Source organism: Bacillus aerius (assembly GCF_029894105.1).
Taxonomy (GTDB): domain Bacteria; phylum Bacillota; class Bacilli; order Bacillales; family Bacillaceae; genus Bacillus; species Bacillus altitudinis.
Window position 1 is genome coordinate 3,700,508 of sequence record NZ_JARYHO010000001.1, and the last position, 25,565, is coordinate 3,726,072.

At 38.7% G+C, this 25,565-nt stretch carries 26 protein-coding genes, 1 pseudogene and 1 other annotated feature; of the genes and pseudogenes, 4 read left to right on the forward strand and 23 right to left on the reverse strand.

The genetic code is table 11. The annotated features are described in order from the left end of the window. Positions 1 to 16 precede the first annotated feature (16 nt). The 5 genes from M2353_RS19150 to M2353_RS19170 all read right to left on the reverse strand — a co-directional run bounded on the left by M2353_RS19150 (position 17) and on the right by M2353_RS19170 (position 3,028). Positions 17 to 877 (reverse strand): LysR family transcriptional regulator, encoded by an 861-nt coding sequence (locus M2353_RS19150; RefSeq protein ID WP_284725923.1) that lies wholly within the window; start codon positions 875 to 877, stop codon positions 17 to 19. A gap of 13 nt (positions 878 to 890) precedes the next feature. Beyond that, the gene (locus M2353_RS19155) at positions 891 to 1,397 is read right to left on the reverse strand and encodes a hypothetical protein (RefSeq protein WP_256688875.1); all 507 of its coding nucleotides are present in this window, start codon (positions 1,395 to 1,397) and stop codon (positions 891 to 893) included. 15 nt (positions 1,398 to 1,412) lie between these two features. Next, positions 1,413 to 1,919, reverse strand: coding sequence for an LURP-one-related/scramblase family protein (locus M2353_RS19160; protein ID WP_025208303.1), 507 nt, complete (start codon positions 1,917 to 1,919; stop codon positions 1,413 to 1,415). Positions 1,920 to 2,024: 105 nt separating this feature from the next. Next, on the reverse strand, positions 2,025 to 2,366 hold the full coding sequence (locus tag M2353_RS19165) for a darcynin family protein (protein ID WP_008347446.1): 342 nt from the start codon (positions 2,364 to 2,366) through the stop codon (positions 2,025 to 2,027). Positions 2,367 to 2,437: 71 nt separating this feature from the next. After that, positions 2,438 to 3,028, reverse strand: coding sequence for a Crp/Fnr family transcriptional regulator (locus M2353_RS19170; RefSeq protein WP_284725924.1), 591 nt, complete (start codon positions 3,026 to 3,028; stop codon positions 2,438 to 2,440). A gap of 100 nt (positions 3,029 to 3,128) precedes the next feature. Here M2353_RS19170 and M2353_RS19175 point away from each other — a divergent pair, with 100 nt between their 5' ends. Together M2353_RS19175 and M2353_RS19180 are read left to right on the forward strand one after the other, a co-directional pair. After that, complete coding sequence (locus M2353_RS19175; protein ID WP_035704162.1) at positions 3,129 to 3,377, forward strand: hypothetical protein; 249 nt, start codon at positions 3,129 to 3,131, stop codon at positions 3,375 to 3,377. Positions 3,378 to 3,391: 14 nt separating this feature from the next. After that, on the forward strand, positions 3,392 to 3,634 hold the full coding sequence (locus M2353_RS19180) for a hypothetical protein (protein WP_284725925.1): 243 nt from the start codon (positions 3,392 to 3,394) through the stop codon (positions 3,632 to 3,634). A gap of 54 nt (positions 3,635 to 3,688) precedes the next feature. Here M2353_RS19180 and M2353_RS19185 read toward each other — a convergent pair whose 3' ends face one another. The 18 genes and pseudogenes from M2353_RS19185 to M2353_RS19270 form a co-directional block, all read right to left on the reverse strand. Continuing rightward, on the reverse strand, positions 3,689 to 5,062 hold the full coding sequence (locus M2353_RS19185) for a sensor histidine kinase (RefSeq protein WP_284725926.1): 1,374 nt from the start codon (positions 5,060 to 5,062) through the stop codon (positions 3,689 to 3,691). Continuing rightward, positions 5,059 to 5,730 (reverse strand): response regulator transcription factor, encoded by a 672-nt coding sequence (locus M2353_RS19190; RefSeq protein ID WP_284725927.1) that lies wholly within the window; start codon positions 5,728 to 5,730, stop codon positions 5,059 to 5,061. Before M2353_RS19190 ends, M2353_RS19185 begins: the two co-directional genes overlap by 4 nt. Next, on the reverse strand, positions 5,731 to 7,845 hold the full coding sequence (locus M2353_RS19195; RefSeq protein ID WP_284725928.1) for an MMPL family transporter: 2,115 nt from the start codon (positions 7,843 to 7,845) through the stop codon (positions 5,731 to 5,733). Between the two features lie 106 nt (positions 7,846 to 7,951). Next, a complete protein-coding gene (locus tag M2353_RS19200; RefSeq protein ID WP_284725929.1) occupies positions 7,952 to 8,818 on the reverse strand; it encodes an MBL fold metallo-hydrolase in 867 nt (288 codons plus the stop codon). Positions 8,819 to 8,890: 72 nt separating this feature from the next. Further along, positions 8,891 to 10,057 carry an MFS transporter gene (locus M2353_RS19205; RefSeq protein WP_284725930.1) on the reverse strand — a complete coding sequence of 389 codons (1,167 nt, stop codon included), beginning with the start codon at positions 10,055 to 10,057 and terminating at the stop codon, positions 8,891 to 8,893. 137 nt (positions 10,058 to 10,194) lie between these two features. Next, positions 10,195 to 10,497 (reverse strand): ArsR/SmtB family transcription factor, encoded by a 303-nt coding sequence (locus tag M2353_RS19210; protein WP_045034889.1) that lies wholly within the window; start codon positions 10,495 to 10,497, stop codon positions 10,195 to 10,197. Positions 10,498 to 10,675: 178 nt separating this feature from the next. Further along, positions 10,676 to 11,012 (reverse strand): annotated as a pseudogene (locus tag M2353_RS19215) (MBL fold metallo-hydrolase); the annotation flags it as partial. 50 nt (positions 11,013 to 11,062) lie between these two features. After that, complete coding sequence (locus tag M2353_RS19220) at positions 11,063 to 12,892, reverse strand: hypothetical protein (RefSeq protein WP_284725931.1); 1,830 nt, start codon at positions 12,890 to 12,892, stop codon at positions 11,063 to 11,065. Positions 12,893 to 13,304: 412 nt separating this feature from the next. After that, positions 13,305 to 14,474 (reverse strand): DNA cytosine methyltransferase, encoded by a 1,170-nt coding sequence (locus tag M2353_RS19225; protein WP_041508066.1) that lies wholly within the window; start codon positions 14,472 to 14,474, stop codon positions 13,305 to 13,307. Between the two features lie 97 nt (positions 14,475 to 14,571). Beyond that, a complete protein-coding gene (locus M2353_RS19230) occupies positions 14,572 to 16,125 on the reverse strand; it encodes a restriction endonuclease FokI C-terminal domain-containing protein (RefSeq protein ID WP_284725932.1) in 1,554 nt (517 codons plus the stop codon). Between the two features lie 309 nt (positions 16,126 to 16,434). Beyond that, positions 16,435 to 17,538, reverse strand: coding sequence for a DUF262 domain-containing protein (locus M2353_RS19235; protein WP_284725933.1), 1,104 nt, complete (start codon positions 17,536 to 17,538; stop codon positions 16,435 to 16,437). A gap of 9 nt (positions 17,539 to 17,547) precedes the next feature. Further along, positions 17,548 to 18,327 (reverse strand): FRG domain-containing protein, encoded by a 780-nt coding sequence (locus tag M2353_RS19240; protein WP_284725934.1) that lies wholly within the window; start codon positions 18,325 to 18,327, stop codon positions 17,548 to 17,550. Between the two features lie 97 nt (positions 18,328 to 18,424). Then, complete coding sequence (rlmH, locus tag M2353_RS19245; protein WP_284725935.1) at positions 18,425 to 18,904, reverse strand: 23S rRNA (pseudouridine(1915)-N(3))-methyltransferase RlmH; 480 nt, start codon at positions 18,902 to 18,904, stop codon at positions 18,425 to 18,427. An 80-nt stretch (positions 18,905 to 18,984) separates the two neighbouring features. After that, positions 18,985 to 19,155 (reverse strand): CxxH/CxxC protein, encoded by a 171-nt coding sequence (locus tag M2353_RS19250; protein ID WP_008360116.1) that lies wholly within the window; start codon positions 19,153 to 19,155, stop codon positions 18,985 to 18,987. Between the two features lie 161 nt (positions 19,156 to 19,316). Beyond that, a complete protein-coding gene (locus M2353_RS19255; protein ID WP_058336411.1) occupies positions 19,317 to 20,147 on the reverse strand; it encodes an energy-coupling factor transporter transmembrane component T family protein in 831 nt (276 codons plus the stop codon). Beyond that, on the reverse strand, positions 20,138 to 21,853 hold the full coding sequence (locus M2353_RS19260; protein WP_284725936.1) for an ABC transporter ATP-binding protein: 1,716 nt from the start codon (positions 21,851 to 21,853) through the stop codon (positions 20,138 to 20,140). Before M2353_RS19260 ends, M2353_RS19255 begins: the two co-directional genes overlap by 10 nt. A 19-nt stretch (positions 21,854 to 21,872) precedes the next feature. After that, on the reverse strand, positions 21,873 to 22,430 hold the full coding sequence (locus M2353_RS19265) for an ECF-type riboflavin transporter substrate-binding protein (protein ID WP_284725937.1): 558 nt from the start codon (positions 22,428 to 22,430) through the stop codon (positions 21,873 to 21,875). Positions 22,431 to 22,444: 14 nt separating this feature from the next. After that, positions 22,445 to 23,305, reverse strand: a complete 861-nt coding sequence (locus M2353_RS19270; protein WP_007497378.1) for an SAM hydrolase/SAM-dependent halogenase family protein — start codon at positions 23,303 to 23,305, stop codon at positions 22,445 to 22,447. Between the two features lie 111 nt (positions 23,306 to 23,416). Beyond that, positions 23,417 to 23,687: a binding site (T-box leader), on the reverse strand. A gap of 192 nt (positions 23,688 to 23,879) precedes the next feature. Here M2353_RS19270 and M2353_RS19275 point away from each other — a divergent pair. Next, positions 23,880 to 24,569, forward strand: coding sequence for an ABC transporter permease (locus M2353_RS19275; protein ID WP_039164793.1), 690 nt, complete (start codon positions 23,880 to 23,882; stop codon positions 24,567 to 24,569). After that, a complete protein-coding gene (locus M2353_RS19280; RefSeq protein WP_017359972.1) occupies positions 24,570 to 25,451 on the forward strand; it encodes an ABC transporter ATP-binding protein in 882 nt (293 codons plus the stop codon). Positions 25,452 to 25,565 lie beyond the last annotated feature (114 nt).

A 25,565-nucleotide genomic window follows, 5' to 3' on the forward strand; every position in this document is an offset into this window, starting at 1 on the left:
CTCGTTCAAGCTGAATCTATTTAAAATGATCTTTGACTGCTTCAATCCATCTTTTAGTAGAGGGAGAGGCTGCGTTAAAAGATTTAAACGCCATATTGATTTCGCGATAAACACGGGTCTCAAGTGGAATTGCGTTCGCATGAGGCACCTGAGGCGGCAACATCAACTTCGGAATGATCGTGAGCCCAAGGCCTTCCTGAACCATAGAGATGAGCGTATTGTTGTCCCCAATCTCAAATAAAACATGGGGTTTTACGCCTCTTTCTTTCAATATTTTCTTAATGAGTTGATCACAGCCCGCTTTTGGCATAATAAATGGTTCATCTTGGAACGAAGCCACTTCCATCACCTTCTTTGTATGAAAACGATGACCCTTTTGCATGAGCACCACCAATTCATCTTGAAACAGTGGAACAGTTTCCAAATCTCTAGATGGCTGTGTTAAAAACCCAAGATCAACTGTGCCAGACGCGATCCACTCTTCAATCTCTTCATAGCCGCCTTCGTATAATTCCAATTGGATATTGGGATAACTTTTCGTAAAACGATGAATGAGCTGCGGAAGCATTTTTGAAGAAAAACTAGAGAACGTGCCGATCTTGATACCCCCCACTTCCATCCCTTGAATCAACGCCGCCTCCTGCTCAAGCAATGACGCATGATGAATGATTTGGCGAATATGGGGCATCAATCGCTCACCTGCATCTGTCAGCGACAGCCCGTTTCGATTCCGATGAAGCAGCACAATCCCAAGCTCTGACTCAAGCTTCGCCATATTATGACTCACCCCAGACTGCGTCAGCCCAAGCTTCTCACCGGCTTTTGTAAAACTGCCGCATTCGACGACTGTTTGAAATACTTTGTATGGGAATGTCATTCGTTTGCTCACCTCACTTTAGATCTTGGCAAAACCTACTGTTAGATATGTCTTTGATTTTTCGATTTAATTGTTGTTCGACCAATTGAAAACATGCCTGCTGAATCCATAAACGTTTAAATGTATAAAGTTGTTCTTTTTCATCGCCATGCATCTCTTCATCTTTTTCTAACTGAAAATCTGTCAATTCGATTTTGTCATGAACATGCATATGAATAAAAACATGCGCATTGTGAAAATCATGCATATGCTCTACTAAAGCTGAGATATTGGTGATAAAGTCATCAAATATATCTTCTTCTAGCGTTTTCTTGAGATCTAGATGGCTGTGCACATCCATTGATATGTAATTATCTCTTTCATCCAGTTCTTCTTGAGTAGCCAGAGGGTTATCATGAATCGTTGCTTTTCTATTTAAATCTGTAATCGAGAAATAGACGATGATGTCTTTATTATCGAGAAATTCATACGCCCATATCTCTGCATCTCTTAATCTTAAAATGCGGGTGAGATTGTCCAACTTTAAACCCTCCAATTAATTATTCATCGTCGTCGACGAAGACCTAGACGCCGCTTCATCCGCTTTCACACAATCAATCGCAACAACCAATGCAATCATCACAGGCTCCATCTCTTCTTTCAAAATATCCACCTTGTAGCTATCCCCCCAAGTAAACCATTCCTTCTTTACCTGACCGATCACTTCGCCGCTTTGCAGCACTTGGAAATTCATATCCCACCAGTTCCCTTGTACTTCGATACCAGCAGCATCAATTGAATATTTTGCTTTGAAGAATGTAAACTCTTTTTTGATCGTCAATACCTCTTGTCCACCGACTTCTACTAAAAACTTTGGTAAAAAGCTAAACATTTTCTTCGTGATTACAGCGATGACTTCTCGTTCTGTATTCAAAATGGTAAACGTCTTTGGCACCTTCATAAAGCTGCCTTCGACCACATATACATCATTCTCCTGTTGGTCCTTTACCGTAAACCTGCCGCTCAGACTAAATACCTTTTGCTTCATATACAGCTGCTTCATAAGTACCTCCGATTCCGTTCAAAAATTTATCCGTTCTTCCCTTACCCCTGATTATACCAAAAGATAGAATGTGCAAAAAAACACCTGATAGCAGGTGGTTTTCGATTACTGATCCATTTTCAGAGATTCTTTTTCATATGTTTGAAAAGCATCTTCCATTCCCATGATGACCTCTTTAATTTTGACATAACCACTTGTGTAAGGAATAGAATCTCTAATCTCTTCCCACATAAAATGATAGAACTTCAGGTCATCTGTTTCACACATCACAAAATCTGTGTAATCCTTACCTGGAAGAGCCTCAGCATCAAAAAAGCGCACCGTCACATGTTCCTCATATTTCTGCATCAACTCTTGCAGCGAAGCCGCATGGGTTCTGCGCTCCTCTCGTGGTAAAGCAAGCCAAGATGGATAGAACTCTAATAAAACAACCATCATATATTTCATCATCATGCCCCTCGTTTCTTCTATGATGTGATGATTGTACGCCAGATCTAGAGAATGTGCATTAACATAGGTTAATGTTCAGCAGGATGCAGCAGCCTGCTCAGCGAAACCGGAGAAATACCCATATATGAGGCAATATGATATTGAGCGATACGCTGATGTAACCCGGGATATTTCAATAAAAACGCCTGATATCGCTCAATGGCTGGCAAATATAGCAGTTCCCTCTCACGCTCTTCCTTTCTCGTATACAGCCTTTCTACACTCACCCGAACAAACCGCTCCCACATATGACTTCTGTCCATCAACATTTGAAGCAGATCATACGGAATTTCAATCACGATAGAATCCTCCATCGCTTCAATCGAATAAGGAGAAGGCTGCCCGTTGATCATACTTGCATAAGAAGTAGCAAAATCACCTTCCAACGTAAAAGCCACGTTGTACTCCCTTCCATCCGGTAACAAATAGAAGAGACGGAAGAGACCTATTATGCAGAAATAGGCATGCTTCACTGGATCGCCAGCCTTGATTATGCATGTACCCGCTTTTAATTGTTTAATCGTTGTTCCATCTTTGAAGGCTTGCCAATGATTTTGTTCAATTGGATATTTCGATATTTTGGTTTTGAACGTGTCGTATGGGTTAGTTATTTTGTCCATCTGTAAGTTACCTCTCTAGTAATGGAAGACTTGATAAAAAATTGTATCAGGAAACACGCAAGTTATAATGGAAATATAAGCGATGATGAGAGGAGAAACAATGAAAAAAATCACTTTTTTTGACTGGACCATCCATTTACAAGCGGACTTAACAGCGATTACCGATCATCATGAAAAGAAAATGGTCATTTTAGAGCCATCTATTGAACTAAATAGCATCATCTGGATGGATGACAACAACGAGCTACAAATCAAACCTACTTGGGATTGTGTCATTTCAATTGATCCAACCAATAAATCACTGACAATCCGGCAAACAAAAGAAGTATTCGGAGATGTGTACGAATGAAAATAGGAGGAACTATGAAGAAAACCGCTTTTTTTGATTGGACGATTCACTATCCTGACCATTTAACAGCAGTCAAAGATGATACAGAAAAGAAAATGGTTTTTCTAGAAAAAACGGTTGAATTTAAAGGAATGATCCGTATTGATGAGAATGACGAACTGCAAATAAAGCCCACATGGGATTGTGTCATTATTGTAAATGCAAAACAAATGTCTGTCACAGTTCGTGATGCAGAAGACTGTGTAGGTTTACCATAAACATTAAAAAGAAAAGTCTCATTTGACACACGCAAACGAGACTTTTCTCAAATACTATTTCTTTGGAAAAACCGTCGTAAAGGTCGTTCCTTCTTTTTCATTGCTTTCTACTTCAATAGAAGCATTGTGATACGACAGGACTTCTTGCACAATGGATAATCCAAGACCCATTCCCTCTTTATTTCGTGCCTGATCTACCCGGTAAAAGCGTTCAAATATTTTTTCTAATGTGTGTTGTTCTATGCCAATCCCCGTATCTCTAATTGTCACGACCGCTTCCGATTCATTTTCATTACAATGAATACTGATTTCCCCAAACTCTTTGTTGTACTTAATGGCATTGCCAATTAAATTCTCCCAAACATCGATCAACAAGGTCCGATCCGCATATACCGAAACAGGCTGTAGATCCAACTTAATTTCTAGACCTTTCTCTTCTATTCGCCATAGCATCGAATGGACCACTTGATGAAGCTGCTCATCTACTCTGACGATTTGTTTATTCGTTGGATATGTCCCTTGATCAATAGAGGTTAAAATGAGAAGTTGTTTCGTTAAGTTAGATAATCGCTTTGCTTCTGTTTGAATAATGTGGTTGTATTTTTTCCCTTCGCTTGATGAAATCTCCTCATTTAGTAATTCAGAATACCCTCGTATATTTAATAGTGGTGACTGAAAATCGTGCGAGACGTTATTCACAAATTTCTTCCTTGCTTGATCGGTATTCTCTAACTTCTGCTGCATCATCCGAAAACGATCAGCAAGCTGACCAATTTCATCTTTTCGATTGATCATTAATGGATACTGAAAATTATGGTTTGCCATCTCTTGCGTCGCACTCGTCAATTCTGAAAGAGATTGGGTGACCTTTCGAGACATGAATAAAATGCCAATGATACTGCTCACAAAAACGGCGAAGATAAATCCAAAAATAATCAAATGGAACTCTGTAAAGAAACTGATATTATTCGGGCGTAAAAATAAGCCCCATTCTTCCCCGTCAATTTCTATTTTCGTTCCCACTGTATTTTGTATATCATTTGCGAAATGACTCATGATTAAGTATGGATTTTTAAAGGATTTGATCCCGTTGTACGCTTTACCGCCTTCAAATAAGGCGTGCATTTGGTCATTCCATTTTTTCGTTTTAAATGGTTCGCCAAACATCTTCATCTCCCCATCTTCTTTAACCAAAGCGATTTGGTACCCTAGATCGCTCATGGTTTGCAAAAAATCAGAAGATGCCCGCAAGGTAATTTCATGTTCTTTGATTTGTTTAGATAACTGCTCGGCAATGGCTAAATATCGATCATTCATTTGCTCTTTGACAACATGATTGTAAATCAAGTTAGAACAAATAAATCCAATGAAGATGCTAATCAAAACAATCAAACACGTATATAGCATAAAACGTTGTTGTAGTTTCATTCTTTTACCTCAAGTTGATAGCCGAAACCACGTATTGTGACAATTTCAATCGTCGCTTCCGCCCTTTTTAAACGTTCTCGTATGCGGTTAATATGCGTGTTTAATTTGAATTCGGGTTGATCTAACGTATCCCCCCAAATGTCATCAATTAAATCCCAGCGGCTTACATTGCGGTTTGCCCGCTGCAGCAGATAATACAGAATTTCTAATTCCCGCATGGGCCAGATATATTGCTGATTCGCAATCGTTAATTCCCAACGGTTCGTATCAATTTGAACATTTCCCGCAGTCGTTATAGCTTCTATAGATTTACGATATCGTCGTAAAATCGCATTTACACGAAATAGCAGTTCTTTCGTTTCAAATGGTTTGACGATATAATCATCAATCCCTTGTTCAAATCCTTGTTGCTTATCTTCAATCTGCCCTTTCGCTGTCAGCATAATGACAGGCAGTTCATATTGTTTCGTCACAATGTTCGCCAGCTGAAAGCCATCCATCCCAGGCATCATCACATCAATAATCATGAGATCAAATGACTGTTGTTGCAAAAAAGCAAGCGCTGCCTCAGCATTGCTTGCTTTTGTCACTTGGTATCCCGCCTGCTCTAAATGGATGGACACTAATTGCAAAATGGCTTCATCATCATCCACAACCAATACATGCAATTATCCTTCCTCCTTTATTTCCTTAGCTTTGTCTTTTTCAAAGAATAATATGAGTGACGGCAGCAACATTCCTCGCACGAAGAATGTATCGATGATAATCCCAATAGCGACAATAAATCCAAAGATAAATAAATCCGTAATCGGCATGGTCATTAATGCGGCAAACGTTGCAGCAAGAATGATCCCCGCTGAAGAAATCACCCCGCCTGTGTTTCGTATCGCTACTTCTAATGCAGCTTTGACGTGTAACGTTTGGCGTTCTTCTAAGAAACGGCTCACAAGGATGATGTTATAATCAATTCCTAATGCCACGAGAAAGATAAAGGCATACACAGGGGCACGAGTTGAAACCGCATCATATCCAAATAACACATCGACTAAGAAAATACCTAAACCTAATGCAGATACAAATGAGATTAAAATCGTCGCCATCATATAAATCGACATTTTCATGGAGCGTGTCAAAACGAGTAATAAGATCAGAATGAGTAATGTTTCCAGTAATACGATCTTTTTAATATCGGATTGATTCACTTGTTGCTCATCCACTAATTTAGCTGTTGTGCCAGCAAAAGATAACTGTACCTTTTGACCATCTGATAATCGATAGATGGCTTGATCTGTACGGAAATCTCCTAAAAATTCAATGGCCTCTATACTGTATGGATTCACTTTTAATGATATCGTTATTTTGCCGTGCTCTCCATCTTTGGTTACCCCCGAAGGACGAGCCGATCCTATTTCTTCATTTTCTGAGAATTGGGCGGAGATTTCTTGTAAATGTTCCTGAGTTAGCTTTTGACCAGTCACAAGTACTGTTGTTTGGGCTAGATCACCTTTATTAAATTTTTCCTCGACGATTTCAAATGCAACACGAGAAGGTAAATCCTTCGGGAAATTTTTCACCGAGTTAAATTCATAATGTAAATTGAAAATATTCGCACCTGTCACAAGTAAAAATAGCAAGACCGCACCACCAATTAATCCTGGTTTTCGAACCACGAATTTGGCAAGAGGCCCCCAAATGCCATGTTTTGCTTCTTTTGCTTCACCATATGCGGGTACTTTCGGCCAAAATGCTTTGCGGCCAAATAATGCAAACAAGGCTGGAATCAGTGTGACAGAAGCCATCATAATGACCACCATCGCAGCACCAAAGATTGGCGCAAAGTTTTGATAATCACGGAAATCCGCCACAAATAAAATGATCATCGCCGCAAATACTGTACCGCCTGCAAATAAGACCGGTTTGGCTGTTGAACGCATCGCCACTTTCATCGCTTCAAATTGATTTTCATGATGTTGTAACTCCTCACGATAACGCGAGAAAACAAACAATGAATAATCAATCACAGCAGCAAATAACAAAATGCTCATAATCGAGGTGGTTGAGTTATTGATTTCAAGTCCACCCACGCCAAGTAAAGCCACAACTTGATTCACCACTTGATAGACAATGACCGTTGCGAACAATGGAATGATCGCTAATAACGGAGAACGGTAAATGACGATCAATAAAACCAAAATGATTGCAACAGTAGCTAATAGCAGTTTCAAGTCGGCAGATTCAAACAGCTTAACCGTATCCCCCGCTATACCTGCTGGACCCGTAATATAAAAATCAGCATCTAGCCCTTTCGCTATGTTTGTACCGACATCCGTTGTCTCATCATTAATCTTTGCATAATCAGCATTGCCTAATCCTGCTTTCAAATTCATTGGCACAATCATCGTCGTTTCATCTTCTGATAAAAAAGCGGATAACGCTTGAGGAGGCAATGCGGACACATCGACAATATCTTCAATCCCCTCAATCTTTGCCTCTTTGATTCCTTGAATGATCGTTTTTACATCTTGAATAGCCAGCTTTCCATTAGGGTTATGGAACACATATAATCCCGGAGTCCCTTTATCATTTGGGAAATACTGATCTAACTTCTTTTGTGTCACGATGGACTGAGCATCACTAGGTAAAGATTGAAAATTGCTCACTTTATGATCGCCCAATTTAGGCCCAGCACTCAACCCGATCATGAAAACAAGCCAAATGATAACAGTCAGCCAAGCTCCTTTTTTTGTAGACATTTTATCAATAAATGATCTGAATCCTTTCATTGATGGTTCTCCTCCTTTTCTCACCGGTTCGAGTATATCGCCTGTATATAAACTTGATATAAACTCAGGGAAAAGGACGAGCCATGAAAATAAAAAAAGCAGAGGTTTATCCCTCTGCTAATCCTTCATAACCATTTACAAAATATGCGATCGTCTCTAACTCATCTTCTTTTAGTTCTCTGTTCACATGTGTTTGATATTCACTCTTGATTCTCTCCTGATCTCCACCATAAAGATCAGTGTATTTCGCCATCATTCGAAGCTTGTCTGTTTCCTGACAAAACTCCTCTTTTGTCCACGGTCTTTGGTGCGATGGAATATATGTCTCCGCATCAAAAGCATCTAACTCATCTAAAAGACGCAAGATTTCTTTTACCGTATAATGTACTTTTTCAGCATACATTTTCGGATAAATGCAATCACCAAGAAACAGGATTTTTTCCTCTTTCACATACACGATCACTGAATCTGCAGCATGATCGCCCCCAACATGCTGCACAACACAAGTGACCCCGCCAAGATCAATCTCCATCCGACGATCAAACGTCACATCCGGTAAAACCACCTGAATGTCTCGATGATTCTTATATTCTTCTTTTATCGCCTTCGCGCAAAATTCAATCTCCGTTCCTTCCCTCACCCGCTGATCAATCGCCTCATCTGACCAAGAAAACGGAACAAGCTTCTCCATTTCCTTTCTGGTTTTTGCAGAAGCAATTGAAACCGCATGAGGCAGCGCCGGTAGACCAAAAATATGATCCCAATGCCAATGCGTAAGGACAACCATATCCGGCGTGGCGTTCTCTTGTTTTAAGGTCTTTTGGATGAAATAGTTCGCATGATCTTCCGAGTTACCAGCATCGATCATTAATGTTTTGTTATTGCCTACGACCATGCCTAGGATAGGGCGGTCGGTGAGTGATACTGGTGTGATGTACCAAAAACTCTGACCTATTTTTTTAATTGAATGCATAGGTGTTTCCTACTTTCTGTCATCATATTTTAAATTGAATCACGTTTTTTCCCAACGTTCTGCTGTTTATGATTAAGTATATCGAATTTCATTACTCGAAGTAGCACGTGAAGCCAATATTGTTACAATGATTGCGATTGCAACGCCTAAAGCCCCTACCCAAGTAACGGAAGATAGAGAAACTTTCTCTACAAAGATACCTCCAATAGCTGCACCTGCAGCCATCGCCAATTGCATCATTGACTGATTGAGACCTAATAGTATACCTGATGACTCTGGCTCCATTTTAGCTAAGTGATATTGTTGAGTCGGGCCAGAAGACCATGCAGCAAATGACCATAGTATTAAAATGAGCAATACTCCAACATAAGAATGCGTAACTAGTGAGAGCAATATGAGCATGATGACATGTAATGTCATTCCACTAATCAGAGTAAAATTCACACCCCATCGATCGGTACTAAATCCACCAAACTTTGACCCAACTAGACTAGCAATCCCGAATATGAGAAGAACTCCACTCAGCAATTTGCTGCTTACACCTGATATGTTTAAAAGGTAAGGGGATAGGTAGGTATAGGCAATTGAATAACCACCGAGCCAGAAAAAGGTGATGGCTAATCCTAACACTACTTTTGGTTTTTTAAAAAGAGCAAGTTGTTGAATTAAAGGTACAGGTTTATCCCCTTGGATTTTTGGAATCGTAAGAGAAATTATCACCATAGCTAATAATCCGAGTAAGGCTATTCCTCCAAATACAGCTTTCCAACCGAAGAATTCACTAGTCATTCTGCCCAGTGGGACTCCAATGATCAATGATGCTGTAAATCCCATTACTACTGTAGCAATAGCGGTACCTTGCTTACCTTTTGGTGCAATTTTTTCAGCAATTGTTAATGCAGTAACTACGACCATCCCCGCCCCAAGAGCCATAATAATTCTTGACACAATAAATAATTGATACCCAGGGAGGACGAATGCAAGAATATTACCTAGAATAAAAACGCTAAGTGAAAATAACATTAACTTGCGTTTATTCATTCCCGATGTTAAAGCCATTAATACTGGGGTGAAGATGGCATACACAAGAGAAAAAATCGTAATTAACTGGCCAGCTGCAGCTATCGTAATCCCTAATGATTCAGAAATATTATCCAAAATACCAGAGATAATATACTCTGATGTACCAACTAAAAAACTTACAATAGCTAAAATGTAAATCTTTACAGTGTTTGACAATGTAGATCACTCCCTATATATAATACATTTACATATCTAGAATTGTTAATATGTATGGACAAAAAAACATATTACGATAAGTCGATTTGTATTTAATAAATGAAACTGAATTCTGATGTATGAATTCAGTTCATTTATTAAATATTTTTTTCTAGAATCTTAGCAATTTTTTTTATGGCATTTTCATCTCTTTTATAATACGTGTATTTACCTATACGCTCTGTCGTAATTAATCCAGCTCGTAGTAAAATTGAAAGGTATTGAGATGCTGTTGATTGCGTCATTTTCAATTTATCTGTTATTTGACTAACACATACCCCTGTAGTATTCATATCAATCCCTTCATGGGGTGTAAAATGACGATCAGGTTCCTTTAGCCATTGTAAAATTTGCAATCTTGATTCATTGGATAAGGCTTTGAAAACTTCTATTGGCTCCATACAAACCATTATATCGATAAATAACGATATGTCAACATGTGTTGTTGGAGATTCCTTACAACTTTCTGTTTTCCTTCTTCCTATGGTACGGCACCGTGATGCCTTTAAATGAGGTTATTAAAAAACCTTGGTGGAGACCAACCTCTACCAAGGTTCTTAAAATACGTTCCTTCCCTCACCGCTCATCAATCGCCTCATCTGACCAAGAAAACGGAAGAAGCTTCTCCATTTCCTTTCTGGTTTTTGCAGAAGCAATTGAAACCGTATAGCCCAAAAATATGATCCCAATGCCAATGCGTGAGGACAACCATATCGGGCTTGGCGTTCTCGTGTTTTAAAGTTTTTTGGATAAAATAGTTCGCATGATCTTCCGAGTTGCCGGCATCGATCATTAATGTTTTGTTATTGCCTGCGACCATACCTAGGATGGGGCGGTCGGTGTGTGATACTGATGTGATGTAGGAGAAGGTTTGGCCTATTTTTTTATTGTGTGCATGGTGTGCCTGCTTTCTAATATTTTTAAGTTTTATCCCCGTTGAATTGTTATGCTCTACTTAATCAAATATTATTTCTTTAACAAATGTTTGGCTAACTTTCGATCTTCTTTATCATCAGTCTTAATGGATATATGTTCAATCAATTCCCTTGTGGCCGCTTTCTGCGCATACGAAGGAGGCCATTCCTTTAATACACTTAAAGCATGATACTGTAAATTTCCATCATTTGATCTAAGTGCAGCTTGAATCAATGGTAATCCTACACCGTCGTGTTCATATAAATCTTGCACAATATATTGTAGACAGGCCACTTCATCATCTGAGAGGTTTGATAACGATAAATGTGTTTCTGCAAATGTACAAAGCTCTCTAATATGCTGGTGATGATTTGTGTCCATCACAGCAAAGTATATTTCACTATTTGTCGGATCTTTCTCAAGCAAAGCAAATAGATGCTCAATCACATCTAAACGATAAAAGAGAGCGATTTCAAGTGCTTGGGAGCTAAAAACCTGGTGTAACGAATCGGTTGCAAGCTTTGGCCATCTACTGTCATTGATAAACGGTTGAACAGCTTCCTGGATAGCCTTATAATCGTCCTGTTTCCATGAAGCATTCAATCGGTCTTCCCAAATCTCTTGTTCATCATTTAAAAACTCATTTATTTTCAATATTGGATAAAAGTCCTCAATTGTTTGGCAGTGCTTATGAGCATGGTGAATAAATCGGCAGAGAACTGAGCTTGCATTTGAATACTCATCGATTCCGTAGATAGAAACCTCATCTTCTAATAATGCTTGAATGATGAGACTCGCTCCATCGTATAATTCTTTGGAAATTTCATCTTCTGATAAAGCTGTTTCCAGATCACCATTAAGAGCACAAGTATAAGCTAAGTATTCATTCATGATTGTATTTTCGCAGCCCTTTGTTAGTAGCCATCGTTTTATTTCTGGCGTCGATGCTTCCAATTGCTCAACAGCCGAAATTTTTCCCCATCCATCGACGGACTTTGCAAGATGCCAAACATGTTCGTTTCCTTTAATTGTGCCATTCTTCAATGCAAACACGACATAAGAAGTAAATTCTTCGTGCATACCTATTGTGAATAAGAGCTCTTTGTATTTTTCGCAGTTCGTACATCCCAGTATCATGACTGCAAATTTGACGACCTCCCGATGCGCTGCATGTTCAAGAAGCCATAACGCTTCTTGCTGTACAAGAGACTCATCCCATTGCGTTTGCTGAAATCGTTCAATTAACTCACTGCTGCGGCTCGCCATATTGTTAGAAATGATTTTTTCATATGTTTTCTTTCTTATTTCATTTGCAGGATGATTTAGTTGTTTTTCAAAAAGCTTCAATAGCTTCTTCACATAAAAAGGGGCAGGTCGTTCATCTACATAATAATCAGATAAACCGGGAGCCAATCGTGGTTCATTTTCGTCAAATAAATAATCTTCATCGGGTAAACGGTCGTCTACTATTTTATGATGTGATTGAATTTGTTGTTGAATAAAGGGAACGATTTTCTCTTTATGATCCCATGGGAGAAAGTCTATCTTCATTGATTCATCTAAAACCGTTTCATGATCTACCTTCACCATACAACGAAATCGTACATACCCACCAAGTTTAACGGACACTTTGTGTTTTGTACCATCTTGAAGCTCCAATATCCCTGACAATTTTGAATAAGGGACCATATGAGTCAATAAACTTTTTCGTTGTTTTTTATCAACTGTCACACCATCAATGATTAGTTGCTCTTCTTTTATTTGGTTTGTAATTTCTATAGAATGCCCTTTATATTCAATTTTCCATGTTTTATTTATTTCTTTTTCTACATCTTTTATTATGTTACGTATTTCACGTTTAAAGTTTTCTTTAAAACTCATGGAAGTCTCCTTTAATTCTATTGATCTCCCTTAATCTCCGTTATAAGAGATTCTTTTAAACAATAAATAATTCTTCTTATCTTCCAATATATACTTTACTATAAAAATTTGGCAGACACTAACCATACCAATTACCACTTCACTTTACTAGGTGATTTACCAAACTACTTAAAAAACCTTTACTCATTTCAAATTATAGAATATAAAGTGGGAAAACTTGAAATCAGGACCAATAGTAAAGACATCTACTTTATGATCACTGATATGGGCTCTTAAAGAAATAATATTATCTCTAGATAAAATATTCCTTTAACTAAGTATGAATGCTATGTTTTTTATAATTTCTTCAATTACCGAAATTTAAAAAAGTATCGTCTAAGGACACTACCTCAAACGATACTTTTTAATGAGATTACTTAAACAATTTTGTTTGCACTACATCTTCTAATACTTTTTCTTCAATGGATTTTGACTTTTTTCTGCTCTTTTTAGTTTGACCAGTAAGTAACATCTCACTTAGTTCATATTCCCATTTTGAAGTTTCGTATTCGTATTCAATACCTGCAAAAGATTTGAGTATTGCTTCAACTATAACTTTTGCTCCGTCTGGAGGAACTGCCATGCCTATTTGCTTTCTGACGCTTTCTTTCCCACCCAAAAACTCAAAGTCATCTGGAAAAGTTTGCAATCTCGCTCGCTCTCTATTAGTCAAAGCTCTTGGCTCATCGTAATGGTACATGTGAGTACCACCCCCACCTGAACCAGTGACCGTATAAGCAGGGGTATCAGGATTAAGCCTTTTATAGATGTTAGATAATCTTGCACCTTTTACATTTAATCGCAAATGCTCTGGAATACCTTCAAACCATGCATTTTCACCAGGTGGTATTGACTCTAACATCTCTATTACCTTGCCTTTATGTTTTGTATACTCATGGTTAAAAGCATCTGCTGGTATAGGTGGATTTTCCAGTGCTTCTCTTGTTGTTTTCCACTGTGTAGGACTCTTAAAAGGAGCTTTAGGCACTTTAAACTTCCAACCAAAATCTTTCCTAATTCCGACTATTATAATTCTATGTCGAGCTTGCGGTACGCCATACTCTTGAAACTTGTATAAATGAGGAGTAATGTTGTACCCTGACTCTTCCATTTCCTGCATTATTTTTATAAATGCTTTTCCTTCATTGGAGCTTTCCAACCCACCTACATTCTCTGCTATAAACCATTTGGGTTTATGATGCTTTAATACCTTTATACCATAAGTGTATAAAGGACCGTATTCACCTTCCAAGCCCTTTGATTCGCCTACTATGCTGTAGTCATTACAAGGGAAGCCAAATGCAAAGCAATCTATTGCTGGTAACTTTGTGACATCTAACTGTCTAACATCTTCCCAAATAACTGATTCAGGATTTCCTGGACATATGTTATGTCTAAACGTATTACATGTCGCTTCATCGTAATCATTAGCCCATTGGTGCTCTACTTTGAATACTTCACCATTTTTTTCAATCTGAGCTTCTCTTGCCCCAAGCGTCAATCCTCCTGGCCCACAAAAGAGCTCGCCTTTTTTAAATATCATTACTTCACAACTCCAAGTGTTCGTACTTTTGTTCGCTTTTATTTATTATACACCATAGTTAAACGGTTGAAAATAATTGTATTACGAACACTCTCTATTACAATGAATTAATATCAGAAATCGAGACTACCTCGTTGCTTGTGAACAAGTTTCTAAGAGAAGTGTGATCAATTGTAGCGACTTGATTCCTTTGTAGAAGCCTCATTATATTAGATGCAGTAATCACCGTTCCATTGATATTTGTTTCTTCAGCAATACTTTGTATCTGTGAAGAAATATTAGAACCAAATCCATCTGCTACGTACATAAAGAATGTGAAGTCATCATCTCTATAGGTTGGTATGTAGTTCCTGACCATTCGATTTCTATGGTCATTTGTAATCGAGTACCTTCTGTAAGCCTTAGTATCAATGATTCCCGAATAGTTCAACGGTGATTCTACATAGATATCAGGATGTAGTGGTTTAGCCCCCACATGCTGGGCATTAAACCCTAACTCTTCAAAAACATTTTGGGTAGCCAACTCAAACTCGGTAGCAAGTTCTCTTCCGCTGACAGCCATGTTCATATAGGTAGCTTCAAACAGCGAAAAAGTATCCGGTCGAAATCCATCTAGAGCTCTTGCTACCTCATTTGTCGTATAACCGGTCGCAGACGAAATCCTGTTTAATATGTCATCGGTTATGGTGGATATTGGAGTCGTACCCGCTATGTGCAGAAGTTCACTCCGAATTCGCCTCTCTCTGTATATATTATCTGTAATGTTTTGCCCACCAAAATTACGATTATCACGATTTTGACCTGGAGCTAATCCAAAGTTTCTTTGAAAGTTTTCTATGCCAAATTGATGATTAGCGTCTAACCTTCTCAATGTGGTCCCGTCAGTCATAATCGATTGCACATCTACAATTCTCTCAGGCAAAATAAATATACTTCCATTATCATTCCTGCTTATGAACTGAGTATATTCCAAGTAATTGATTAGGGTATTAGCAATATCCTCTAATCCACTGATAGTCTTCTCTCGACTTCTAACACCAGTGGTACTACTTGGATATAGCTCCTCAAAGTTCTCGGGTAAAACAGCATCCCCCAGTAACCTGTAATCTAAAATACGTTGTACCACGTTTTCAAAGCACCCTTGTGATTCGTTTTCTCCTTCTGTAATTACAAATCTCCCAATCTCTTCTTTAGACAAAGTATGTACACGATTATCTAATAGGAGTTTTAATAGAAAGCGAAATGGTCGAATTTGAAAGCGCTTATTGATATTTACTCTTCTTCTTAAAGAGTAAGGAGAAGGATACTGCAACTTCATTAATTGATTTGTGACAATAGGAACTGGTGGCTGACCAGAAAGCAATGCATCTCCTGCTAATGTAGTACGAGTGATGTTCGTCTCTGTTTCTAGATAGACAAGACCTAAATTGTATAACCATGATTCGTATGTTCTCGCCCCACCAGCTCTCCTATCCCTACGTTGTCCCACTCTTTTCAATCCATATCTTTCTAATTCCGTTTCAAAATCTAATTGACGTGATAAACTTCCTCTCCAATTCTCACCTAAATTTTGTAATGTGAATAATGATAATATATCTACAACAGGATAAAGTCTTCGTTTATTTCGAGGTACTTGCCAATTATTAATCATACTCATCACTCCGTTTCATATAAACTATAGTCTTATTGTATCAAATTTCACCAAATTTAATTTATCTATCTCTTGTAGAACTCGTATATTATGGGTCACTTTCACTTTATAATGTTTATTTTTTAAAAAATATCCTTATTTATCCGAAATTTATTAGATCGAAACCATAAACATTCAAACTCTGTTGAGTACTTTCGAAAAGCAGATGGAGAATATCCGAACAACACATTAACAATATTACATTAGAAGTTGAGGCTCGTTCTTTCAATTCTTTTGAAGCTACTTATGATAAGGCTCTCCGTGATGTATCTAAACGAGATCACCCTTAGCTAATTTTTCAAACAATTTATTTGATGTTTCTATTAATAATTCTGGTCTTGTACTTGAACCTTTAAAATTATTCTCTAAGTAAGAATCTTTCATAACATCTGATATTACTTTGAGAATAACTCCAGTGTTCACTGTTTTAGTCAAATCTACATCCCGTTCAATTAATTTCCGCAAGAAATCTGCAATAATCATTAGAATAGGTATTTGCACTTTGTAATTTCTACTTTCAACTCCATAAATTTCTTTTGAAAAAGGGTATTTAATACCGTACTCCCAATATATTTTTTCATAGAAATTATTTACTTTATCTAATAAAATTGATAGTTTCTCAATTCGGCTTTCTTGATTTATTGTTATGGTGTTTTTTTTCATAAACTCTTCTGCATACTCTGGAGACGTTTCATATTTACTTTCTAGTCCAATTTCTAATATGTAAAGCATAGTTTGAATATTTTCGTGTGCGGTTTTATCCGAAAACCTTTTCTTAGTCATATTATATATATATTTATATGTTGAAACTGAATTATAATAGGTTTCTATCTGTTGATTTAACCAATCATTCACTGCACTTCTATAAACTGCATGTCGTATTTCTTGTCTACTTAAAGGATGTGAACCGGTATTATATCTTTTGAAAATTTCCATTTCTAATTCTGGATTGTTCTGCACATGAATATTTTCAAATGATAAACTACATTGATGTAAAATTGAAGCTCTAATATCAGTAGGTAAATCTACAAATTTCTTGAAATTCAATTCACTTAATTTTTCTAAATCTTTTAAAGCAAATTCATTATTAACAAATCTATAAATAGCTCTTAATCTATGTTGACCATCTATAACATTAGATATATAAGGGATTTTAGTTGTATCTGAAGATAAATATATTATAGGTATAGGAATTCCTAACAATAATGACTCAATTAAGAGACTTTCATCTGAAACGGTGAATTTATATTCCCTCTGATACTCGGGGTCTAACTTTATTCCTCCAGTTCCATCTATTCCTTTATTTATTTCATTAATGACATCATAAATTGTTTTGGTACTTGGAGTGGAATCAACCTTCCATTTACTTTCCATATTATCCTCCTATTGTTTATATTCAAAAACAATATCATCTGCAATACTTGACAATTCTGGGTAAATACTTGACTTACTAATTCCTAAACTAAACAATTCTTTCTTAATCTCGTGTATATAATCATAATGAATATTAATTTTGTAAAGAAATTCACTAGCGCCATCATAATCCTCTAACGGTAATGCATTCGATGGAAATAAAGTGAAAATGCCTTTTTGTGCCTCAATACGTGAATTGTTTACTGGTCCACTGATAGCCAAAGGATAAATTGCCTCATCAAGCCTTATTCCAACTCTATAATTAGTATTTAAACAATTATTCAGAGTTGAATCGTTTTCCATAAGATTTGGTACATCAACTCTATTCCCTAAATAACCAACTTTACTATTTAAATCAATAGGATTTAAAGACCACACAACTGGATAGTTCTCAACTGTATATTCGTCTAGTGATTTTTCAACTGCGAAATATAAAGAAACTAACGGATTGGATGTCCAGTCTAATAGCCTAGTAGGTAGTCCGTAATGTTGGGCTATAAATAACCATTCAAAGTCGTCAGTAGGAACATTATTTAAAAAGGGAATCGCTTTTGATTTAAATTTTGTTTGAAAATTTTTGTCACAATTTGTTCCATACACATCAACTAAACTATTATTCTTCCTTAAAAGAGAAGGAAGCAATTGATGTTTATTTGAACCTTGTCCTCTGAAAAATGAAAAGCCTCTAGAGGATATATTTTTTATTTCTTCTATGTAATTAGAAACATTATTCACAAAAACTTCTTTCACTACCGAAGACCTCCAATATACTAATATATCTATTATAAAAAAAATAGCCCGACTAAGGATTAGTCAAACTATTTACTTTGAAAATTAAAAGCCCCATCTACTTATGATAAGGCTCCCCCCGCACAATCCGAAACGCCCGATAAATCTGCTCCACCAACACCAACCTCATCAACTGATGCGGGAACGTCATCCTCGAAAACGACAGTTTCTCATTCGCCCGCTGCATCACAGCATCGCTTAGCCCAAGGGATCCGCCTATGACAAAACACACCTTACTTTTTCCGTATGTTGCCAGCTTATCTATTGTATCGGCTAATTCTTCGGAACTTTTCATTTTTCCTTCGATGGCGAGGGCGATGACGTGGGCGTCTGGGTTGATTTTGCTTAGGATGCGTTCGCCTTCTTTGTCTTTGATGATTTTCATGTCTTGCTCGCTGAGATTCTCGGGTGCTTTTTCGTCTACGAGCTCAATGATCTCGATTTTTGCGTATGCCTGTAATCGTTTTGTGTATTCGGCTATGCCTTGCTTTAAATATTTCTCTTTTAGTTTTCCTACTGTGATAATTGATATATTCACAGGTCATCCCCACCTTAAGAACAAGTTATTCATATAAGTTATCAACAATTGTGGATAAAATTTGTGTATTTTGTGTCCGATCATTCGTTCCCCACTATATATATTGCAGGTTCATCGCACAATTCACAGGTTGTGGATAAGCTGTGTGTATGTTCGATTTTTCTGAATTCTGGCGGTGTTTCGTGATCATCTATGTACATGTCTAGTACGGTTTCTATATGTTCTGCACAAGCATAAAGTGATTTGTTCATAAGTTTCTAATTCCTCCAATATGTTGTTTGGTTATTCACATGTGTTTCGCTCATTGTTCAATATAACCGATTTATTCACATGTTAATAGTCTTTTACCATTTTCCACACCTTTTATCCACAAACCAAATAAAAAAGCCTCCACTCCTGTGAAGGCTCCTTCCTATAAAAATGGATTATAAAATCTCGTTCCTCTAACAAATGTAATCACTAGCGACACAATCAGTACCGCTCCAACAAAGATTAACGCCGCATAATCTGCTTTTTGAAAGTCTTTCGCCGTAAACCATGTGCGCTTTTTATGCTTTCCAAACCCGCGCAGTTCCATCGCATTGCTGATCGTTTCAATCCGCTCTAGGCTGGAGAAAATCAGCGGCATCACAATCGACAGCGCATTTTTAATCCGTTTTCCCAGTTTTTCATTCTTCGATAAATCAATACCTCTTGCTTGCTGAGAAATCGCAATCGTTCGAAAATCACGCTGAATATCTGGAATATAGCGCAGAGCAATCGCTACCGCATAAGAAATCCGGTAGCTGACCCCGATTCGGCTGAGCGATGAGGCGAATTCACTTGGATTTGTTGTCACGATAAATAAAAGCGCTGCTGGCATGACGGTCACGTATTTCAGTGTAATGTTCAATTGATAGAAAAGCTGTTCAAGTGTGACATTATACCAGCCTGCAATATGAAACAGCTCGTGCTTCGCTCCATAGATGGCGACACCTTGCTGAGGCGCAAAGACGTAAATGGCGATGTTATTGATGACAAGAAAAATCGCCAAGACAATCACTACGAAAGAGATATCACGAAATCGTACGTTTGATAGCTGAAAGAACACGATACTGGCAACTAGCATAAACACTAATACGCCTGTATCATATGTGAGCATCGCTGCGGATGACCAGAGGATAAAGCAAATGAGTTTGGTTGCCCCTGTCAGCCGGTGAATTGGCGACGGGCGATCGATATAGGACAGCATGTCTACAGCCATGTCATTCGTTCCTTTCTGTCAACCTCAATGAAGCGATCCACGAGTTCATTTGGATTTGGCCAGTCTGCTTTTAGCGCCAGTTCATAGAGCGACGTTTCTTTTAAGCTCGCCTTTTGGACTAGCAGCTGATCTGTCAGCACTTTGGCTGGTGTATCATCTGCGATTTTTTCTCCATCTGAAATGACGATGGTTCTTGTTGTGTATTCGAGCATCAAATGCATATCATGGGTGATCATCAAAATCGTGACGCCCTGCTGATTTAATTGCTCTAAAAACGTCATCATCTCTGTGTAATGTCTAAAATCTTGACCGGCCGTTGGCTCATCTAAAATGATGATTTCTGGCTCTAACACAAGAATGGATGCAATGGTGACGCGTTTTTTCTGTCCAAAACTAAGTGCTGAGATCGGCCAATTTCGAAATGGATACAGCCCGCATACTTTTAAGACTCGCTCCACTCGTTCCTTGATGTCGTCTTCCTTCACACCTCTTAAAACGAGACCGAGTGCGACTTCATCAAAAATCATTTGTTTCGAAATCATTTGATTTGGGTTTTGCATGACGACACCGATTCGTTCGGAGCGCTGTTTGATGGTGTCTCCTGTGATGTCATCGCCATTTAAAATGATTGTCCCTTTTGTTGGCTTTTCAAATGCGCAGAGCACCTTGGATAGTGTCGTCTTGCCTGAGCCATTGGCACCGGCGATGCTGATCATTTCTCCTTTTTTGACGGTAAAAGAGATGTTGCTCAGCGTGTTTGGTCTTGTCGGATAATCAAAGCTCAGCTCACGCACTTCTAGTAAATCCGGCGCTTCATTCTGCTCGACTGATGGCTCAGATGCTTCCATCCATTGCTCGATTTTCTCTTTTGCCTCGTCATTTAAGGTGAGATGCTGTAAATCAGCGATTTTATCTCCTGCTTCAATCGGAATGTCTGCATATTTCATCGCTCTCACATATAAAGGCTCACGTAAATACGCCGCTTCTAATACATTTGAGGCGAGCAATTCATCTGGTGTCATATCCGCTGCAATCGTGCCGTCATTGACAACGATGATGCGGTCGACATGGCGGAAGAGGACGTCTTCCAATCGATGTTCCACCATCACGACCGTTTTTTTCGTTTCTTTTTGCAGACGGTCAATGAGATCGATCACTTCTTTACCTGTTGCGGGATCAAGGCTTGCCAGTGGTTCATCAAACAGCAAAATGTCGACATCGTTGACAAGTACACCTGCGATGGCGACACGTTGTTTTTGACCGCCTGACAGCTCATGCACGGATGATGCCAGTTTGCCGTCTACCTCTGTTAATTTTGCCGCTTTCTCGACACGTGTTTTCATTTCTTCGCGTGTGACTTGATCATTTTCTAGTGTGAACGCGATATCTTCTCCAACGGTCAGCCCGATAAATTGTCCATCAGGATCTTGCAGTACCGTTCCGACGAGCTGTGAAAGAGAGAAAATGTTCTCTTTCTCTGCATTTTTCCCGCCGATGTGAAGACTTCCTTCCATAGAACCTTTATAAGACGCAGGAACTAGCCCATTGATACAATGGGCTAGTGTGCTTTTTCCCGATCCAGACGGGCCTGCGATGAGGACTTTTTCTCCTTCATAGATGGTCAGGTTGATATCTTTCAATGTTGGTTCTGCCTGACTGCGATACTTGAATCCGAAATGTTCGAATTGAATCATCGGTTTCTTCATTTATGTGTTCCACCTTGCTTCATGATCTTTCTTTCGATAGACTGCCGCTTTTGCTTCTTGTTTTCGCATAAGCCGCAATGATGATGGTGCCTAGTACACCGACTGTGATGATGTTTGAGATTCCTGCTACGATTCCTTGAACAAACACTTTATTTGCAGGTTCTGCATAGATCACAATGTCGAGTACCGGCGCAATGACAAACCAGCCTAATGCTTGTGCGCCGGCTTGGACGGCGTTGAAGAGCGTGATTTTTTTCCAGCCAAAGTCGCCCTCTTCTACTTTTAAACGGTTCGAAATGAGGCCGATCAATAAACCAACAACACCCGAAACGATAATCCAGCTCCACCAAGGTCCAAATGTGGTGGCATCTTTAATGAGATGACCAATAAATCCAATCAATGCGCCTGCAACAGGACCAAATAGCACGGCCATTAACGCAAGGAACGCGTACGATGTTTCAATTTGTGTATTCGGAATCCCAGTTGGAATGGAGACGAAGCGTCCTAAAATGACAAAGACGGCTGCGCCAATTCCGATGGCAACGACAGTTTTCGTTGAAAGTTGTTTACCTGCCATGATGTTTCCTCCTCTTATTCATATATAATGCGCGGAGCTTTGCGAATCGAAAGGCGCCAGCCTGTGCCTGTACCGATGTTATAAGCCTTTGCAAATGACCCTTGATTGATCGCCACGCCTAAATGATCGAGTGAATTGACATATACGAGTGGTTCGCCTACCTTTAAATCGGCAAAAGATCGTCCATAGGTCATGATATTTTTATACACATTTTTTGGCCCGTTGGCAATGGTAACTTCTATTGCATCCCCATAATTGATTGAAAGCTGTTCAAATAACGTATGATGAATGTTTGTCCATAGGTTTCCGAACCGCACATCTAAAATATCAATCGTCCCTGTGATCACTTCTTCTTCCGCATAAGCTTGTACGACTGGAAGGTGAATAATGTCCTCTATATTCGCCTTTGGCCCGACCTCTTCAAAAGAAATCACACCTGAAGCAATTCTCGCGCCTGTATAGGCGTAAATGTCTCTACCATGGAATGTATGTGATTTTCCTGACTTCGGCAGACGATTGATGGTTTCATCTAAATACCGAGCCTCCACGATGCCAATATCCTGTGCGACATGCGTAAGTGTCCCATTATCAGGTGTGATGATGTAGTGTGAGCTTGTTGTTTTGACGACAAGGCTCTTTCGCTCTGATCCAACGCCTGGATCAACAACGGAGACAAATACCGTTTCTTCCGGCCAATATGTGACCGTCTGAAGCAAGCGATAAGACGCTTCCCAAATGTCGTATTGGGGAATGTTGTGAGTTAAATCAAAAATGCGGATGCCGCTGCTCACTGTATTGGCTACGCCGTACATTGCGCTGACCGCTCCATCATCAATACCGAAATCTGATTGTAAAACCAATGCATGTTCACTCATGTTAATCTCCCTTTCATTTGAAAAAATGGTTGTGGTGTTTCACGTGGAACATTTGAACATTTGTATGAAAAAAAGTGGACAATAAAAAATACCCCATCCTTATCTATGAATCATAAGGACGAGGTATTTGTCTCGTGGTACCACCTTTATTTACTGTTTGCTCGCGCTAAACAGCCTCTACAAGTACAAAGCTCCAATTTGGCTCATATACTGTGGTTTTGATAACGAGTACCAACTCTCGTCGTCACCTACTAATATCATGGATATGTTCAGCACGAGGCTCAGAGACCATTTTTCGAATCATTATTTTTGCTTCTTTTCAGCTGCCGAAGCTCTCTGTGGAAAAATTGATGATTGTACTTTCTCTCGTCATTGCCTGTTTAACTATCTTGAATTAAAGCTATCATACATGATGTTTTTTGATAAATCAAGATATTTTTCTGAACATTTTTAAAAATGAGTTAACTGTTTTGGAAGAGTCTTCTTTTTTATAAAATTTAAGCAAATGTTAAAGAGCGAGATATGGTGTCTTTCTTTTCTAGCGGTATAATAAAGATGAAGGGAGGTACAGTGTGTGTGGACCATCTGTATGAATGAATTTAAGCAGCTCTTCAAAAGCACAAAATCCATCTTAACTATTGTTATTATTTTCATTTTATCTACTTTTGTATCAAGTCTTCCATTTATAGCTGCTTATCAAGGGAAGTGGGAACAGGCAAAAGACCCCTATTCCATTGGGAATGAACTAGTAATGTCGTTATTTGGTTTCTTCCTTATTTTTTTATTATCTCATGATATTTTGAGCCGCGAAATTCATTTGAAAACCATTCGTTTTCTCGTCAGCAAAACGACCCGTTTAAACATTGTCATCGGGAAATATCTTGGGCTGATGCTGTTTTGGCTCAGTTGCATTATGACCACATATATATTAAATATGGTGATTTCACATCGTTTTCTGTTCTCTGATGCCTTAAAAATATTAACGTTTATCAGTGTCGGCATCTCCTGTGCTTTGTTTTTGTCCATGCTCTTTCCAACACCACAGAAATCGATGTTTGTTGGCATGTTGTTTTCCTTTCTATTTCCGATCATGAGCATGATGTCTGTTCTTTCTTCAGAACGGTTGATTCACTGGTTCCAATACGTGACGCCTTATTATTATGCGCGCTGGAGTGAACCGCTGACCTATGTGCTGATGAATGCCGCATTGACTGTTGTCTTACTCGTTGGAACTGCACTACTGTTTCAGAGGAGGGATGTCTAAGTGCTTCACACAAAAGGGCTGACAAAAAAATATCGGACAAAAGTCGCAATAGATCATATTGATCTTGATATCCATCAAGGGGATATCTTCGGCCTCATTGGACCGAAGGGTGCTGGTAAGACAACCTTCTTTAATATCATTACAGGGATCTCCCGCCCCACCTCTGGCACGTTTATCATGATGAACATGACGTCGTTAAAAAAAGTACGTCATCATATCGGTGTTCTGCCTGAATATACAGATTTATATGAAGGGCTGACTGCTATTGAGCATATTGCCTATTTATCGAAAATTACGGGTACTCGCCAGAAAACGAGCTATTATGAAGAATTACTCGAATTTGTTGGCTTACATCGTTATCATCAAGAGAAAGTCGGTGCCTTTACACCTGGGATGAAGAAGCGGCTCGGAATGGCTCAGGCCATCGCTCATCGGCCTGACTTTATTTTACTTGATGAGCCTTTTGCGGATATTGATGCAGATTCTATCTTACATATCCAGCGGGTGATTGAATCGTTAAAATTTGAAGGAAAAACTGTCTTTTTAACAGCAGACGAGCCAAGGTTCACCCAACCTATTTGTACCAAAACAGCTTTCATATCTGAAGGAAAAATCGTGTCCTCAAGTACTCATCCTCAAGAGAAAACCATCACGTCCTCAACCATTCGTGCCACCTTCAAGCATGCATGGATTGATGATGAGGTGAAGCCTGTTCTCACGCAGTATTTACAAAGTGTGGGAACAGACCTTGTGATCAGAGATGACGAGACCTCATTGTTGATTCGTTCAGAAGCTCAAGTCCCAGCCATCATCCGTGCGTTTGTGAAATGCAAAGTCGACCTATACCGAGTCACGGCGCAAGATGCCATGATGTCCACATAAAAAAGTACCGTATGCTCTCGGGACTGACCCCCTAAGATGAGACAAATAAAAAACACCTTCAAGTTTGAAAACGGATCGTTGTGATCCGAAATAAAACATGGAGGTGTTTTTTCT

What these genes read in the sequence shown, in the direction of transcription:
- M2353_RS19175 (WP_035704162.1), top strand. Translation starts at nt 3,129, where the DNA reads ATGAAAAAAATCACTTTTTTTGACTGGACCATCCATTTACAAGCGGAC.
- M2353_RS19265 (WP_284725937.1), bottom strand. Translation starts at nt 22,430, where the DNA reads ATGGCAGGTAAACAACTTTCAACGAAAACTGTCGTTGCCATCGGAATT.
- M2353_RS19235 (WP_284725933.1), bottom strand. Translation starts at nt 17,538, where the DNA reads ATGGAAAGTAAATGGAAGGTTGATTCCACTCCAAGTACCAAAACAATT.
- M2353_RS19270 (WP_007497378.1), bottom strand. Translation starts at nt 23,305, where the DNA reads ATGAGTGAACATGCATTGGTTTTACAATCAGATTTCGGTATTGATGAT.
- M2353_RS19195 (WP_284725928.1), bottom strand. Translation starts at nt 7,845, where the DNA reads ATGAAAGGATTCAGATCATTTATTGATAAAATGTCTACAAAAAAAGGA.
- M2353_RS19260 (WP_284725936.1), bottom strand. Translation starts at nt 21,853, where the DNA reads ATGAAGAAACCGATGATTCAATTCGAACATTTCGGATTCAAGTATCGC.
- M2353_RS19180 (WP_284725925.1), top strand. Translation starts at nt 3,392, where the DNA reads ATGAAGAAAACCGCTTTTTTTGATTGGACGATTCACTATCCTGACCAT.
- M2353_RS19220 (WP_284725931.1), bottom strand. Translation starts at nt 12,892, where the DNA reads ATGAGTTTTAAAGAAAACTTTAAACGTGAAATACGTAACATAATAAAA.
- M2353_RS19170 (WP_284725924.1), bottom strand. Translation starts at nt 3,028, where the DNA reads ATGGACAAAATAACTAACCCATACGACACGTTCAAAACCAAAATATCG.
- M2353_RS19225 (WP_041508066.1), bottom strand. Translation starts at nt 14,474, where the DNA reads ATGATATTTAAAAAAGGCGAGCTCTTTTGTGGGCCAGGAGGATTGACG.
- M2353_RS19185 (WP_284725926.1), bottom strand. Translation starts at nt 5,062, where the DNA reads ATGAAACTACAACAACGTTTTATGCTATATACGTGTTTGATTGTTTTG.
- M2353_RS19250 (WP_008360116.1), bottom strand. Translation starts at nt 19,155, where the DNA reads ATGAACAAATCACTTTATGCTTGTGCAGAACATATAGAAACCGTACTA.
- M2353_RS19210 (WP_045034889.1), bottom strand. Translation starts at nt 10,497, where the DNA reads ATGGAGCCAATAGAAGTTTTCAAAGCCTTATCCAATGAATCAAGATTG.
- M2353_RS19165 (WP_008347446.1), bottom strand. Translation starts at nt 2,366, where the DNA reads ATGAAATATATGATGGTTGTTTTATTAGAGTTCTATCCATCTTGGCTT.
- M2353_RS19150 (WP_284725923.1), bottom strand. Translation starts at nt 877, where the DNA reads ATGACATTCCCATACAAAGTATTTCAAACAGTCGTCGAATGCGGCAGT.
- M2353_RS19200 (WP_284725929.1), bottom strand. Translation starts at nt 8,818, where the DNA reads ATGCATTCAATTAAAAAAATAGGTCAGAGTTTTTGGTACATCACACCA.
- M2353_RS19230 (WP_284725932.1), bottom strand. Translation starts at nt 16,125, where the DNA reads ATGATTAATAATTGGCAAGTACCTCGAAATAAACGAAGACTTTATCCT.
- M2353_RS19255 (WP_058336411.1), bottom strand. Translation starts at nt 20,147, where the DNA reads ATGGCTGTAGACATGCTGTCCTATATCGATCGCCCGTCGCCAATTCAC.
- M2353_RS19160 (WP_025208303.1), bottom strand. Translation starts at nt 1,919, where the DNA reads ATGAAGCAGCTGTATATGAAGCAAAAGGTATTTAGTCTGAGCGGCAGG.